Here is a 14,917-nt window from a genome sequence, read left to right as displayed (position 1 = left end):
AAAATAGAAAGTAACCTGAGAGGACGAAACGACATGGCAAAGAAAAAAGAAGAGAATGCAGCAGTGGAAACGGAAGAAACAAAGGCAAAGTTCAGAGAAAAACTGAAAAGTCTGCTGGAACTGGGAAAAAAGAAACGGAACATTCTGGAGTATCAGGAGATCAGCGATTTTTTCAGGGATATGAATCTTGACGAAGAAAAGATGGAGAAGGTTCTGGATTTCCTGGAAGCAAATAAAGTAGATGTCCTCAGGATCAGTGACGGGGATGATGAGGATGATGATATCATTCTGGATGACGAAGACGAGGTAGAAGTAGAAAAGATTGATCTTTCGGTTCCGGAGGGCGTAAGTGTCGAGGATCCGGTACGCATGTACTTAAAGGAAATCGGCAAAGTGCCGCTGCTGTCTGCAGACGAAGAAATTGAGCTGGCACAGAAGATGGAGGCCGGAAGTGTGGCAGTTGAAAAAATTCCACTGCTCAAAGAGCGTCTGGCAGAAACCGGTGATGAACAGGAAAAAGAAGAAATACAAGCGGAGATCAAAGCATTGCAACTGGATGTCGACCGTGGATCAGATGCCAAAAAACGTCTGGCGGAGGCAAATCTTCGTCTGGTAGTCAGCATTGCCAAGCGCTATGTGGGCAGGGGCATGCTGTTTTTAGACCTGATTCAGGAAGGAAATTTGGGACTGATCAAGGCGGTAGAAAAATTTGATTACCGCAAAGGATATAAGTTCTCCACTTATGCAACATGGTGGATCCGGCAGGCAATTACCCGTGCAATTGCGGATCAGGCAAGAACCATCCGTATTCCGGTGCACATGGTGGAAACGATCAACAAGCTCATTCGTGTCAGCAGACAGCTGCTGCAGGAACTCGGGCGGGAACCTACGCCGGAAGAAATCGCGGAAGAGATGAAGATGCCGGTGGAACGTGTGCGGGAAATCTTAAAGATTTCACAGGAACCGGTATCTTTGGAAACACCAATCGGAGAAGAGGAAGATTCCCATCTGGGAGATTTTATTAAAGATGATAATGTACCGGTACCGGCAGATGCTGCAACTTTTACGCTGCTTAAGGAACAGCTGGAAGAGGTACTCGGAACACTGACCGAGCGGGAGCAGAAAGTGCTGACGCTTCGCTTTGGTCTGGAGGATGGAAGGGCGAGAACCCTTGAGGAAGTCGGAAAAGAGTTCAATGTAACCAGAGAACGAATCCGTCAGATTGAGGCAAAAGCGCTCCGTAAGCTTCGCCATCCCAGCAGAAGTCGTAAGTTAAAGGATTATTTAGAGTAACATGATGAAATTATCGAGGAGAATGAAAGCAGTGGCTTCCATGGTTACAACCGGCGGTATCCTTGCGGATATCGGAACAGACCATGCGTATGTGCCGATTGCACTGGTACAGAGGCAGAAAATAAAGGGAGCCATTGCAATGGATATTAATGAGGGACCGCTTGCCCGGGCACAGGAACATATCCGGGCAGCCAGGCTGGAGGAATATATACAGACCAGACTTTCGGACGGGGCAGAGGCACTGCTTCCAAATGAAGCGGATTCCATTCTGATTGCAGGAATGGGTGGAGAACTGATTCTGCATATTCTGACGGAAGGGGAATCCGTCTGCAGTACAGCGAAAGAACTGATTTTGCAGCCACAGTCTGAAATACATAAGGTCCGGGAATATCTGCGCCAGCATCAGTATAAAATTGAAGATGAAGATATGGTCTGTGAAGAAGGAAAATATTATCCGATGATGCGTGCCGTAAAAACGGAGCAGGATGAAACGTGGAACCGGTTGAACGATCAGACAATAGCAGTCTGTGATATTTACGGACCGCTTCTTCTGAGAAACGGAAATCCGGTACTGCGCCGGTTTCTGGTGCGTCAGCATGGACAGCTGACACAGATTCTGCAGACGCTTGAAGCACAGAAAGAATCGGAACAGATCATACGACGTATTGCAGAAGTGCAGGAAAAATTACAGCAGAATGAATCTGCGTATACGATTTTGGGGGCGATAAAAAGTGCAGGAATTTGAGATCACATTGGAGACTGCGCCGGAGAAAACCGAACTGGTTCTGATTCCGGAGCAGACAAAACTGGAACAGATTGCAAAACAATATCAGAAAAATTACAGTGACAGGATTGTACTGGCATGTGTAGATGGAAAACTGCGGGAACTTTCAAAAGTGGTGAAGGCACCCGGTAAAATTTCGTTTCTGACGATGACGGACAGGGACGGCAAACGCACCTATCGCAGAAGTATGACGCTTTTATTGCAGAAGGCGGTAGAAAATCTGTGGAAGGATCAGGTAAAAATCAGGGTATATTATTCTCTGGGAGAAAGTTATTACTGTGAACTGCATGGAACTGCAAATGATGCAGCAGCCGTGCAGGCACTGCGTGCAGAGATGCAGCGTTTGGTAGAGGCCGATTTACCGATCAAGAAATGCAGTGTAAAAACAGAAGATGCGGAACAGCTGTTTCATGATAAGGGAATGAAGGACAAAGAGCGGCTTTTACATTATCGCAGAAGTTCGCGTGTCAATATTTATGAGCTGGACGGACATCAGGACTATTATTACGGTTATATGGTTCCATCCACGGGATATCTCGGAGTGTTTGATCTGGAGTTATATGAAGACGGATTTGTTCTTTTGTTCCCAAATAAAAAGGGAGATGAAGTGGAACCGCTTCATACCTCCAATAAACTGTACCACACATTAAAAGAATCACGCAGCTGGAGCCGTATGCTGGACGTTGGAACGATCGGCGCGCTCAATGATGCAATTGCATCCGGCAGGGGCGAACAGATTATTCTGCTTCAGGAAGCGCTGATGGAGGAACGGATCGGTTCCCTGGCAGCACAGATTGCAGCAAAAAAAGGAATTAAATTTGTCATGATCGCAGGCCCGTCTTCTTCCGGAAAGACGACATTTTCCAACCGCCTGTCGATTCAGCTTCTGGCAAAGGGAAGAAAACCGCATCCGATCAGTTTGGATGATTATTATGATGACAGGGAGCGGTGTCCGAGGGATGCAGACGGAAATCTTGATTTTGAATGTCTGGAGGCACTGGATGTCAGACAGTTTAATGAAGATATGACCCGGCTTCTGGCAGGGGAGAAAGTAGATATGCCTTCTTTCAATTTCAAGACGGGAAAGAGGGAATACCGTGGCAGGACCCTGCAGCTTAAAGAAAATGATATTCTTGTCATAGAGGGAATTCATGGTCTGAACGATAAGCTGTCGTATACACTTCCCGCAGAAAGTAAATTTAAGATTTATATTTCTGCGCTGACACAGTTGAATATTGATGAACACAATCCGCTGTCCACGACGGACTGCCGTCTGTTACGCCGGATCGTGAGAGATGCCAGAACCCGTGGAACGACGGCACAGGAGACGATTGCGATGTGGAAATCTGTGCGAAGGGGAGAAGAAAAAAATATTTTCCCGTTTCAGGACAGTGCGGATGTCATGTTTAATTCCGCGTTACTGTATGAGGTTGCGGTGCTTAAAGTATATGCGGAACCGCTTCTGTTTCAGATTCCGCGTGACAGTGCAGAATATCTGGAAGCGAAGCGTCTGCTTAAGTTTTTGGACTATTTTCTGCCGCTTCCGACGGAAGGAATTGCACAGAGTTCTCTGGTGCGGGAATTTGTCGGAGGAAGTTGTTTTAATGTATAAAAACACGGTAAACTTTACGGCTTGAACCTTACTGGAAACTGTGTTATAGTGGAAAAGCATCTTAAGATGGAGGACAGGTGATCGCGGCTGCAGGTGTCGAAAGACCGCAGGTGAGGAAAGTCCGGGCTTCACAGGGCAGGATGCCGGTTAACGGCCGGTGGAGGAAACTCTAAGGAAAGTGCAACAGAAATATACCGCTATAAGAGATGCATCACAGATGCACCTCTATAGTAAGGGTGGAATGGCAGTGTAAGAGACTACCGCCTCGCTGGTAACAGAGAGGGCACATGTAAACCCCATTCGAAGCAAGACCGAAACAAAGCGCTGACGTGGCCCGCCAGCTTTAGGTAGGTCGCTTGAGACGGTTGGCAACAATCGTACTAGATAGATGATCACCCAACGACATAACCCGGCTTATCGTCCTTCTTCTTAAGATGTTTTCCGTAAATATCAGCAGTATTCTTTGGAAATTTTCATTTTTCACGTCTATACCATTATAAATTTCCCGGATTTCTAAACACTTTATGAAAAGTGTATGAAAAGAAAATACGTTGCTTGACGATATGATTTCCCATGATATATAACTAATATAAGACACGAAAAATATCGACGAAACACAGAAAAGAGGAATTGTATGAGAGACAAATTGTATCGTTTTATGCAGGGAAGAAATGGCATGGATGAACTGGCACGGATGCAGTCCTGGCTTGTTCTGATTCTTTTGCTTGTCGGTATGTTTACACGCATTGGCCTGTTTTCCTTTGTAGCGCTGATTTTAATGATTTATATGTATTTCCGGGTATTTTCAAGAAATACATCCAAACGTTATGAAGAAAACCAGAAGTATTTGAATTTCCGTTATAACCGCACCGTATCGTGGAACCGGTTTAAAAAACGCATGGGACAGGCAAGGGATTACCGCTTTTTCAAGTGCCCGATGTGTAAACAGGAAGTCCGTGTGCCGAGGGGACATGGAAAGATAGAGATTACCTGCCCGAAATGCAGGGAAAAATTTATTCGCAGAACCTAAATCGGAGGCAGTATGTTCGGATATATCAATGTAAACGGCGCACAGCTGTCGGAAGAAAATAAAAAAATATATCAGTCGTATTATTGTGGGCTTTGCCGGAAATTAAAAGAGTTCTGTGGAAAAAAAGGACAGGCACTTTTGAATTATGATATGACATTTCTGGTCGTTCTGCTGACCGGTCTGTATGAGCCGGACACGCAGACTGGTGAATTTACCTGTATGATGCATCCGATGAAAAAACGGCAGCTGCGGGAAAACGATATTCAGAGTTATGCGGCACAGATGAACGTTCTTCTGGCATATTACAATCTGGTGGATGACTGGAAAGATGACCATAATTACACGAAGAAAACCATTGCCTCAATGTTTGAGAAAGATTATCAGCGGATCAAAATAAATTATCCGCGGCAGACTAATGCCATTGAGCAGTATATGGAGAAACTGGCAACTTATGAGGCGGAAAAACAGACGAATATTGATCTTGTGGCAGGGCTGACAGGCGAGATGCTCGGAGAAATATTTGCATGGAAGCAGGACGAGTGGTATGATGAATTGAAAACACTTGGATTTTATCTGGGCAAATTTATCTACCTGATGGATGCCTACGAGGACCGGGATAAAGATGAAAAAAAAGACAGTTACAACCCGCTCCGGTATCTGGATACAGAAGATGAGCAGGAGTATGAGACGTTGTGCCGTCTGATGATGACCAGCATGATTTCGGAATGCGCGAAGTCTTTTGAACGCCTGCCGATTCTGCTTCACGCGGATATTCTGCGGAATATTCTGTATTCCGGTGTATGGTCCAAGTATGAATACATTCAGTTGAAGAAAAAGAGGAAGAAATCATGACAGATCCATATCAGGTGCTCGGCGTCAGCCGTAGCGCTTCGGATGAAGAGATAAAGAAAGCATACCGTACATTGAGCCGGAAGTATCATCCGGATGCAAATGTCAACAATCCGAACAAAGATCAGGCGGAAGAACGTTTCAAACAGGTGCAGCAGGCCTATGATCTGATTATGAAGGAAAAACAGCAGGGAACTTCCGGAAGCTACAGTTATGGTGCAGGCTCTGCAGATGGCAGATCGGCAGGCACAGGAAGCTATGGACAGGGGCCGTTTGGAGGGTTCAGCGGACAGTATTATTATGGAAATGGAACCTACCGTTCCCAGAGCCGTGCGACTTCTCCAAAATTACAGGCGGCACTTAATTATATTCAGAATCAGTGTTATCCGGAAGCACTCAATGTGTTAAGTTCGATTCCATTTTCCGAGCGTGCCGGACAGTGGTACTATTACAGTGCGGTGGCAAATGAAGGCGTGGGAAACAGTGCAACGGCGATTGAGCATATCCGCCGTGCGGTGGAACTTGAGCCGAGCAATATGGAGTACCGGCAGTTCCAGCAGCATCTTGAATATGGCGGAACCTGGTATACCAATATGGGGAGCGAGTATGAGCGTCCTTATGGAAATTACAGCAATTTCTGCATGAGTCTGCTGTGTGCGCAGGCATTGTGTTTCTGCTGTCGCCCATGTTAATTTTATATAGCTGCTATATTAGCCTTGAAAATAGCCGCAGTTTATTATATGATAGTAAAAATGCGTTAAGCTGAAGGAGGATAAAAATGCGGCATTTAATGAGTCCTTTAGACTTCTCCGTAGAGGAACTGGATCAGCTGTTGGATCTGGCGAGCGACATTGAGAAGCATCCAAAGAAATATGCACATGCCTGTGATGGCAAAAAATTGGCAACCTGTTTTTATGAACCGAGCACAAGAACACGATTAAGTTTCGAAGCTGCCATGTTAAACCTCGGTGGTTCTGTTTTAGGTTTCGCGAGTGCTGATTCTTCATCGGCATCCAAAGGCGAGAGCATTTCTGATACGATTCGAGTTATTTCCTGTTATGCAGATATCTGTGCAATGCGGCATCCGAAAGAAGGCGCGGCACTCGTTGCATCCCAGAAGTCCCGTATCCCTGTAATCAATGCAGGCGACGGTGGACATCAGCATCCAACCCAGACGTTAACTGATCTTATGACTATTCGTTCCCTGAAAGGAAGACTGGGGAATATTACGATTGGTCTGTGCGGGGATCTGAAATTCGGACGAACCGTTCATTCCCTGATCAATGCACTGATCCGTTATGAAAACGTGAAATTTATCCTGATTTCCCCGGAAGAGTTAAAGATTCCGGATTACATCCGGGAGGATGTACTTCAGGCAAACCATGTGGAGTTTGAGGAAGTGGAGCGTTTAGAAGATGCCATGAGCCAGCTGGATGTTCTTTATATGACAAGAGTACAGAGAGAACGTTTCTTCAACGAAGAAGATTATATCCGTCTGAAAGATTTCTACATTCTGACCAAAGAAAAGATGGAACTTGCGAAGGATGACATGATCGTGCTGCATCCACTGCCTCGTGTCAATGAAATTTCCGTTGAAGTGGATGATGATCCGCGTGCGGCTTATTTTACACAGGTACAGAATGGTGTATACGTCCGTATGGCACTGATCCTGACATTACTGGGAATCGAGGTGGAGTAAAGATGCTGAATATTAGTGGAATTCACGAGGGCTTTGTACTGGATCATATCCAGGCGGGAATGAGTCTTCAGATTTATCATGATCTGAAGCTGGACAAGCTGGATTGTTCCGTTGCCATTATCAAGAATGCAAAAAGTAATAAAATGGGCAAGAAAGATATTATCAAAGTGGAATGTCCGATTGAAGCGCTGGATCTGGATATTCTCGGTTTTATCGATCATAATATTACGGTAAACGTGATTAAGGGTGACCGGATCGTAGAGAAAAAGGAACTGAAGCTTCCGAAGCAGGTCAAAAATGTCATCAAGTGCAAAAATCCACGTTGCGTGACATCGATCGAGCAGGAACTGGATCAGATCTTTATTCTGGCAGATGAGGAAAAAGAAGTGTACCGCTGCAAGTATTGCGAGGAAAAATATACCAATCCGAACCGGCGTCAGATAAAAGTAATGTAAGAAAAGGGGCACATCACGAGAGGATGTGCTTCTTTTTTTGGGAAAGAATATATTCAAAGATCAGCCCGGCGGTGAACCATACAGGAAAATAATCGAGGCGGACAAGACCGGAAATATTGTAGGGGGTTTTGCTGTAATCCCAGGGACATAGAGAGAAAAGCCTAAGAAAACTGCCACTGATAAATTCAACGAGCATGATGCCGGCACCGTAAAAACAGCCGCGCAGAAGCACAGGCCAGTGGCGCAGGCGCACGGAAAGAGGTCCGATGACTGCTGCAAGTCCGTAGATCGGAAACATCCAGATGGATGTGTGTCCGTTTAAAAGCAGATCTCCCCGCAGCAGTCCGCCCAGCGAGGTGAACAGGATTTCCATGCACCATCCGGTCAGACCACAGATAAAAAATGTTTTCCAGTTCATGAAAAGACCTCCCGCAAAAAATACTATGCATGTAGGATATGCGATTATCCAGCAGATATACTTGAAAAAAATACAAAACAATTATAAGATAAGGGTATTATGGCTTATTTTCCAATGTTTATAGATATCGAAAAAAAGAAATGTCTGGTGGCAGGCGGAGGAACTGTGGCATTGCGCAAAGTCCGGGTGCTTCTGGATTTCGGGGCGCAGATTACGGTGGTGGCACCACAGATTGACCCGCAGATTCTGCAGCTTACAGGAAATGTATGTGTAAAGGAACGTACCTTTGAACCGGAGGATCTGAAGGAATGTGTTCTGGTTGTGGCAGCTACTGATGATGTCACAGAAAATCACAGGATTGCCCGGATGGCACAAAAAAAGCATATTCCGGTCAATGCCGTGGATCAGCAGGAGGACTGCAGTTTTATTTTTCCGTCCTATCTGAAACACCGGGATCTGGTGGGGGCTTTTTCCAGTGCGGGAAACAGTCCGGTGCTCACACAGTATTTAAAAGAATCTCTGAAAGAAATTCTGACGGAAGAACTGGGACAGATTAACGATTATATGGGAAGTATCCGTCCGGTGGTAAAAACGCGGATAGAAACAGAAAAACTGCGCAGACAGGTATATCAGACCATTCTTGCCAGGCTGCTTGCAGAGAAAAAAACTTCACTGTTACCGGAAGAACTGGAACAGATTCTTATACAGGAAAAGCGTATGAAAGAGTAAAAGAAAAGAGGAACAAGGGAATGGATCGAACAAGAAGATTAAGACAGACTGCTGTTATGCGAAGTATGGTCAGGGAAAATCACGTGAGGACAGAGGAACTGATCTACCCGCTTTTTGTTATGGAAGGGGAAAATATCGTACAGCCGGTGGAATCCATGCCGGGCATCTGCCAGTATTCCGTTGACCGCATGAACGAAGAGTTAGACCGTGTGAAAGCATTGCAGATTCCGGCAATTCTGATTTTTGGAATTCCGGAACATAAGGATGAAGTGGGGAGCGGGGCTTATGATGAGCACGGCATTGTACAGACCGCGATCCGCCGGATCAAAAAGGATTACCCGGATCTGCTTGTGATAGCAGATGTATGTCTCTGTGAGTATACTTCGCATGGACATTGTGGCCTGATCAGAGATGGAATTATTTTAAATGATGAGACACTGCCGCTTCTGGCACAGACGGCGGTCAGCTATGCGCGTGCGGGGGCAGATATCATTGCGCCGAGCGATATGATGGACAAGCGTGTAGGGGCGATCCGTCAGGCACTTGATGCGGCCGGATTTACCTATACACCGATTATGGCATATTCCGCAAAATTTGCATCCGGATATTACGGACCGTTTCGTGATGCGGCACATTCTGCGCCGGGATTCGGGGACCGGAAAACTTATCAGATGGACCCTGCAAACGGGCGTGAAGCCATGCGGGAAGTGGAAGAGGATATTGCAGAGGGAGCAGATCTGATTATCGCCAAACCGGCAATGGCATATATGGATATCATTACGGAGATCCGCAGAAATTATAATATTCCGATCGTTGCCTATAACGTGAGCGGGGAATATTCCATGGTAAAAGCAGCGGCGGCAAACGGATGGATCGATGAGAAAAAGATCGTGATGGAAAATCTGATCGGGATGAAACGTGCAGGAGCAGACATGATCATTACCTATCATGCACTCGACGTGGCAGAATGGATACAGAAAGGGGAAGTATAACATGACAGACCAGACATCAGAATTACTTTATATGAGAGCAAAACTCCGGCTTCCGGGAGGCGTGAACAGCCCGGTACGTGCGTACCAGGCTGTAGGGCGTACGCCGCGTTTTATTCAGAGTGCAAAAGGTTCCCATATTACCGATGTGGATGGAAATGAAATGATCGACTATGTATGTTCCTGGGGACCCGGGATTCTGGGGCATGCCGATTCACGTGTCATCGAAAAGGTAAAGGCTGCATGTGAGGAAGGTCTTACGTTTGGCGCCCCGACAGAGCGGGAAGTGGAGATGGCAGAACTTCTGGCACAGCTGGTGCCATCCATGGAAGTCAGCCGTCTGGTAAGCTCCGGAACAGAGGCAACGATGAGTGCCATCCGTGTTGCGCGGGGATATACGAAGCGTGACAAGATCATCAAATTCCGTGGATGTTATCACGGTCATTCGGACGGACTTCTGGTAAAAGCAGGATCTGCGGCATTGACAACATCTGTTCCGGACAGTGCGGGTGTTCCGGCAGATTTTACCAGACATACACTGGTTGCAGAATACAATTCCCCGGACAGCGTCAAGGCACTGTTTGAGGCTTATCCGGATGAGATCGCAGCAATCATCGTGGAACCGGTGGCTGCAAATATGGGCGTTGTTCCGCCGGCAGACGGATTCCTGGAGTTTTTGCGTGAGATCACAAAACATTACGGGGCACTTTTCATCTTTGACGAGGTCATCACCGGCTTTCGTCTGGCACTGGGCGGAGCACAGGAGTATTTTCATATTACGCCGGATTTGTCCACGTTTGGAAAGATTATTGGTGGAGGTATGCCGGTCGGCGCGTATGGTGGAAGAGAGGATATCATGCGTATGGTTTCCCCGGACGGTCCGGTTTATCAGGCAGGAACACTTTCCGGCAATCCGATTGCTACGGCTGCAGGGCTTGCCACACTTCGTATTCTGGAGGCAGATACGGATATTTATATGCGGCTGCAGGAAAATACAGCGATGCTGGCGGATGCGGTGCGCCATGCCGCAGGAAACCGTGTGCATGTCAATCAGATCGGCTCTCTGATGAGTATTTTCTTCACCGGCGAAGATGTGACAGATTACGATTCTGCGACAACCGCGGATACCAAAGCATATGCCGATTATTTTGGGTTTATGCTTGATCATGGAATTTATGTGGCACCGTCACAGTTTGAATCCATGTTTGTGTCCGATGCGCATACCGATGCAGATATACAAAAGACCATCCATGTGATGCAGGAGTACTTTGCAGAATGAAATTTGGATATATAGGAATTGATTATAAACATGCAGATCAGGACATCCGTGACAGGGTGTCCTTTACCGATAATCAGAAAATTGATTTTCTGCAGAAAGCTGGGAAAGCAGGAATTGAACAATGTTTTGTGCTTTCGACCTGCAATCGCAGCGAAGTCTATTTTTTTGCACCGGAAGAGATTGCACAGCCGCTTGGCGTGATTCGCACCTTGTATGAAGAGATGTTTCCGGGAGTAGATTTTTCGGAATATCTCAAACAACGGGAGGAAATGGATGCCATTTCCTATCTGTTCCGGGTGACTGCGGGACTGGAGTCCATGGTGCTGGGAGAGGACCAGATTTTAGGACAGGTCAGGGATGCATTTGAATTATCACGGACGGTTGGAAGTACCGGGAAAGAGTTAAACCGTGTGGTACAGGATGCGGTCACCTGTGCAAAAAAGATAAAGACAAAGTTAAGAATCAGTGAACGGCCGCTTTCGGTCAGCTATGTGGGAATCCGCCAGCTGCAGGAAACGTTTGGAATTGCAGGGAAAAAAGCACTGGTTGTGGGAAGCGGACATACGGCAACGCTGGCTCTGCGTTATCTGTATGAATACGGGGCCTCTCATGTAACAGTCTGCAGCCGGACATTTTCACATGCCGGAAATCTCCTGCATGAGTTTCCCACACTTACCATCATTCCGTTTGAAAAGCGGTATGAAGCAATGAAGGAGTGTGAGCTGGTAGTTTCCGCTACAGCCTCCCCGCATCATATTATCCGGGAAAAAGACATACAGTTGTTACATCCGACTGCAATTTTGGACCTGGCATCTCCGCGGGATGTGGAGACGGCGATTGGACGAAATCCCCAGGCATTTCTGATTAATCTTGACAGTTTAAATGAAATTGTAGAGACGAACCGGAAGCAGCGGGAAGAACTGGTGCAAAAAGGTCAGCGTATGATAGAGGAAGCCATTGGGGAAACCAGGGAATGGCTGGCAACGACCGGTGTCGATGAGACGATCGCTTCGTTGCAGCAGCGCTGTACGGAAATTGTAGAGGACAGTTATGCATATCTAAACCGCAAACTGGATCTGAGTACGAGGGATCAGAAAATTGTAAAAAAGATTTTAAAGGCATCATTAAAGCGTCTGATCCGGGAGCCGATCTTGGAGCTTAAACAGACGGAATCCAAAGAGCAGCAGGAACAGTATAAAAAGGTATTGCAGGATTTATTTCAGTTTGATACCGAAATCCGGGAGTAGGGAGAAAAAGAATGAATGTGATCATTGGAACGAGAGGATCAAAACTGGCATTGGCGCAGGCAGAGTATGTAAAAAACCGCCTGCAGAAACATTATCCACAAAACAGTTACGAACTGAAAATTATATCCACAAAAGGCGACCGGGAACAGAAAAAAGCGTTAGACCAGATGGGGGATAAAGGACTTTTTGTGCGGGAAATTGAACAGGAACTGCTGGATGGAACGATCAGCCTTGCAGTACACAGTATGAAAGATATGCCGGCCGAACAGCCGTCCGGACTTGTGTTTGCACATGCATGGAAACGGGAAGATCCGAGGGATGTATTGATTTTGCGGGAAGCTGTTTCACTGGAGGAACTTCCACAGCATGCTGTGATCGGCACCGGAAGCCGAAGAAGGGCATTTCAGCTTCTGCAGCTTCGAAAGGATCTGCGCATTACGGGAATACGCGGAAATGTCGATACCAGAATAAAAAAGATGCAGGAAGAACAACTGGACGGAATTGTACTCGCGGCGGCGGGACTGCACCGGCTGGGGAGAACTTCTTTGATCACGCAGTATTTTGAGCCGGAACAGATGATACCGGCAGCGGCACAGGGGACGCTGGCACTGGAATTGCGGGAAGGCGACAAAGAATTGTCCGGGCAGGTGAATGCACTTTCAGATATCGTGACGGAGGAGATTACATGTGCCGAGCGGCTGTTTTTGAAGGGAACCGGGGGGGACTGCCATATGCCGATCGGAGCATATGCCTGCAAATTGCCCGATGGAAGGATGCAATTGCTTGGAATGGTCGGAAGTGCGGATGGAAGCAGTATAAAGAAATGTAAGGTTTTCGGAGAGACACCGCAGGAAGCGGCACAGCGTGCATTGCGGGAAACCGGGTGTACCCGATAGGGGTTCGGTTGCGGGCAATACCGCAGAAGTGGTATAATAAGATAGATTTTTATTTGCAAAACCAATGCCGGAAAATGAATTTTCAGCATTTATTAAAAAGCAGCAGTGCTGACAGGGAAAGGAAAAAAGAATGGCATCTATGGTATATCTGGTCGGTGCAGGTCCGGGAGATCCGGGACTTGTCACAGTCAAGGGACTGGAATTGATAAAAAAAGCAGACTGTATTATTTATGACAGACTTTCGTCTCCGGAATTATTGGGGTATGCAGGAATGGACTGTGAGCGTATTTATGTAGGAAAAGCGGACCGGCATCATACGCTTCCGCAGGAACAGATCAATGAACTGCTGGTCGAGAAGGCAAAAGAATATCATTGCGTTGTTCGTTTAAAAGGGGGAGATGTCTTTGTTTTCGGGCGTGGAGGAGAAGAAGGCCTTTATCTGCGGGAACATGGAATCTCCTATACCGTTGTTCCGGGGGTGACTTCTGCCATTGCAGGACCTGCTTATGCAGGAATTCCGGTCACACACCGTGGTGTTGCCACAAGCTTTCGGGTGATCACCGGACACCAAAAAAACGGAGAGGATCTGTCAGAACCTGATTTTACAACGATGTCAGATTCAAAAGAAACTCTGATTTTTCTCATGGGACTTTCGAGAGTAAGACAGATTGTGGATGGACTGATGCAGGCAGGAAGAAACCGGCAGACACCGGCAGCTGTGATTTCCCATGCTACGACAGAAGCGCAGGAGATTTGTGAGGGTACGCTGGAGAATCTGGCAGATCGTGTGGAAGAGGCGAAACTGACCTCTCCGGCACTGATCATTGTTGGGGATGTGGTTGCACTTCGCCGCCAGCTGCATTTTTTTGAAGAGAAGCCGCTGTGGGGGAAACATTATCTGGTTGCAAAAATTGGTCCAAAACCTTCACGTCTGGCCGCCATGCTCCGGGCAAAGGGGGCATATACCAGTGAGTGTATGACAGGTGAGATTGTCGGTGTGCCGGCAGTGTATACCGCACAGGAACTGGCGCATGTGGACGTATTATTGTTTACAAGTGCCAATGGTGTGGATTATTTTATGAAAAATGTATTTGCATCGGGGCTGGATGCACGGGCACTTTTCCATACCAGATGTGCAGTGATTGGACAAAAGACGGCAGAAAAACTGCGGGAGTATGGAATTTGTGCAGACTTTATGCCGGAACATTCCAACAGTACGAATCTGGCACAGGAATTAAAGGAATATCTGGATCAGGAATTTCGCGGAGATCCGTTTAAGCGGGCAGTAATCTGGTATCCTACCGCAAAAAATGCAAAGGATAACCTTGTGGATACACTGCTTTCTTTCTGTGATTGCGGACGGCTCAATGTATACGAAAATGTACCTTGTCCGATGGAGGTGCCAGTGGACAAGGATGTATACGATGCGATCTTTTTTACCTGTGCGTCTTCGGCGGAGCGGATGCTTGGCAGTTTAAAGCCACAGGAGAGAGAAACACTGGCATCCGTTACGGATATTTATTCGATTGGGCCGAAATGCAGTGCAGCACTGGGAGAACTTGGCGTTTCTCCGGTGATTGAGGCTGCTGTAAATACCTATGAGGGCCTGGTCAACTGTGTTTTGAGAAAAGAATAAG

The 14,917-nt window shown here is 46.8% G+C and carries 15 protein-coding genes and 1 other RNA gene; 15 read left to right on the top strand and 1 reads right to left on the bottom strand.

Annotation, left to right across the window (positions count from 1 at the left end; genetic code table 11):
• The first annotated feature begins 33 nt into the window (after positions 1-33).
• The 9 genes from rpoD (at position 34) to M72_RS13950 (ending at position 7,722) form a co-directional block, all read left to right on the top strand.
• Positions 34-1,293 (top strand): RNA polymerase sigma factor RpoD, encoded by a 1,260-nt coding sequence (gene rpoD, locus M72_RS13985; RefSeq protein WP_022045787.1) that lies wholly within the window; start codon positions 34-36, stop codon positions 1,291-1,293.
• A gap of 1 nt (position 1,294) precedes the next feature.
• Positions 1,295-2,038, top strand: a complete 744-nt coding sequence (locus M72_RS13980; RefSeq protein ID WP_261291839.1) for a tRNA (adenine(22)-N(1))-methyltransferase — start codon at positions 1,295-1,297, stop codon at positions 2,036-2,038.
• Positions 2,025-3,689: a nucleoside kinase gene (locus tag M72_RS13975; RefSeq protein WP_082413927.1), complete on the top strand. Its 1,665-nt coding sequence runs from the start codon at positions 2,025-2,027 to the stop codon at positions 3,687-3,689. Before M72_RS13980 ends, M72_RS13975 begins: the two co-directional genes overlap by 14 nt.
• A gap of 65 nt (positions 3,690-3,754) precedes the next feature.
• An RNA gene (rnpB, locus tag M72_RS14125) (RNase P RNA component class A) lies at positions 3,755-4,122 on the top strand.
• Positions 4,123-4,323: 201 nt separating this feature from the next.
• Positions 4,324-4,719: a hypothetical protein gene (locus M72_RS13970; protein ID WP_022045784.1), complete on the top strand. Its 396-nt coding sequence runs from the start codon at positions 4,324-4,326 to the stop codon at positions 4,717-4,719.
• Positions 4,720-4,731: 12 nt separating this feature from the next.
• Positions 4,732-5,571: a DUF5685 family protein gene (locus tag M72_RS13965; protein WP_055068653.1), complete on the top strand. Its 840-nt coding sequence runs from the start codon at positions 4,732-4,734 to the stop codon at positions 5,569-5,571.
• A complete protein-coding gene (locus tag M72_RS13960) occupies positions 5,568-6,260 on the top strand; it encodes a DnaJ domain-containing protein (protein ID WP_022045782.1) in 693 nt (230 codons plus the stop codon). Before M72_RS13965 ends, M72_RS13960 begins: the two co-directional genes overlap by 4 nt.
• 86 nt (positions 6,261-6,346) lie before the next feature.
• Positions 6,347-7,267: an aspartate carbamoyltransferase gene (gene pyrB, locus M72_RS13955; protein ID WP_055068652.1), complete on the top strand. Its 921-nt coding sequence runs from the start codon at positions 6,347-6,349 to the stop codon at positions 7,265-7,267.
• Between the two features lie 2 nt (positions 7,268-7,269).
• Positions 7,270-7,722: an aspartate carbamoyltransferase regulatory subunit gene (locus M72_RS13950; RefSeq protein WP_022045780.1), complete on the top strand. Its 453-nt coding sequence runs from the start codon at positions 7,270-7,272 to the stop codon at positions 7,720-7,722.
• A gap of 13 nt (positions 7,723-7,735) precedes the next feature.
• Here the strand turns inward: M72_RS13950 and M72_RS13945 are convergent, their stop codons facing one another.
• Complete coding sequence (locus M72_RS13945; protein ID WP_055068651.1) at positions 7,736-8,140, bottom strand: putative ABC transporter permease; 405 nt, start codon at positions 8,138-8,140, stop codon at positions 7,736-7,738.
• A 99-nt stretch (positions 8,141-8,239) separates the two neighbouring features.
• Here M72_RS13945 and M72_RS13940 point away from each other — a divergent pair, with 99 nt between their 5' ends.
• The 6 genes from M72_RS13940 (at position 8,240) to cobA (ending at position 14,916) form a co-directional block, all read left to right on the top strand.
• The gene (locus tag M72_RS13940; protein ID WP_055068650.1) at positions 8,240-8,869 is read left to right on the top strand and encodes a precorrin-2 dehydrogenase/sirohydrochlorin ferrochelatase family protein; all 630 of its coding nucleotides are present in this window, start codon (positions 8,240-8,242) and stop codon (positions 8,867-8,869) included.
• 20 nt (positions 8,870-8,889) lie between these two features.
• Entirely contained in the window at positions 8,890-9,861 is a 972-nt protein-coding gene (gene hemB / locus M72_RS13935; RefSeq protein WP_022045777.1) for a porphobilinogen synthase, read from the top strand.
• Between the two features lies 1 nt (position 9,862).
• Entirely contained in the window at positions 9,863-11,137 is a 1,275-nt protein-coding gene (hemL, locus tag M72_RS13930) for a glutamate-1-semialdehyde 2,1-aminomutase (protein ID WP_055068649.1), read from the top strand.
• On the top strand, positions 11,134-12,384 hold the full coding sequence (gene hemA / locus M72_RS13925; RefSeq protein WP_055068648.1) for a glutamyl-tRNA reductase: 1,251 nt from the start codon (positions 11,134-11,136) through the stop codon (positions 12,382-12,384). Before hemL ends, hemA begins: the two co-directional genes overlap by 4 nt.
• 11 nt (positions 12,385-12,395) lie before the next feature.
• Positions 12,396-13,280: a hydroxymethylbilane synthase gene (gene hemC, locus M72_RS13920; RefSeq protein WP_055068647.1), complete on the top strand. Its 885-nt coding sequence runs from the start codon at positions 12,396-12,398 to the stop codon at positions 13,278-13,280.
• A gap of 130 nt (positions 13,281-13,410) precedes the next feature.
• On the top strand, positions 13,411-14,916 hold the full coding sequence (gene cobA, locus M72_RS13915; RefSeq protein ID WP_070103642.1) for a uroporphyrinogen-III C-methyltransferase: 1,506 nt from the start codon (positions 13,411-13,413) through the stop codon (positions 14,914-14,916).
• Position 14,917 lies beyond the last annotated feature (1 nt).

This window comes from Roseburia faecis (assembly GCF_001406815.1).
GTDB classification, from domain to species: Bacteria; Bacillota; Clostridia; order Lachnospirales; family Lachnospiraceae; genus Roseburia; species Roseburia faecis.
Note: the sequence above shows the minus strand (reverse complement) of the source record. Positions and strands in the feature narration are given on the sequence as shown.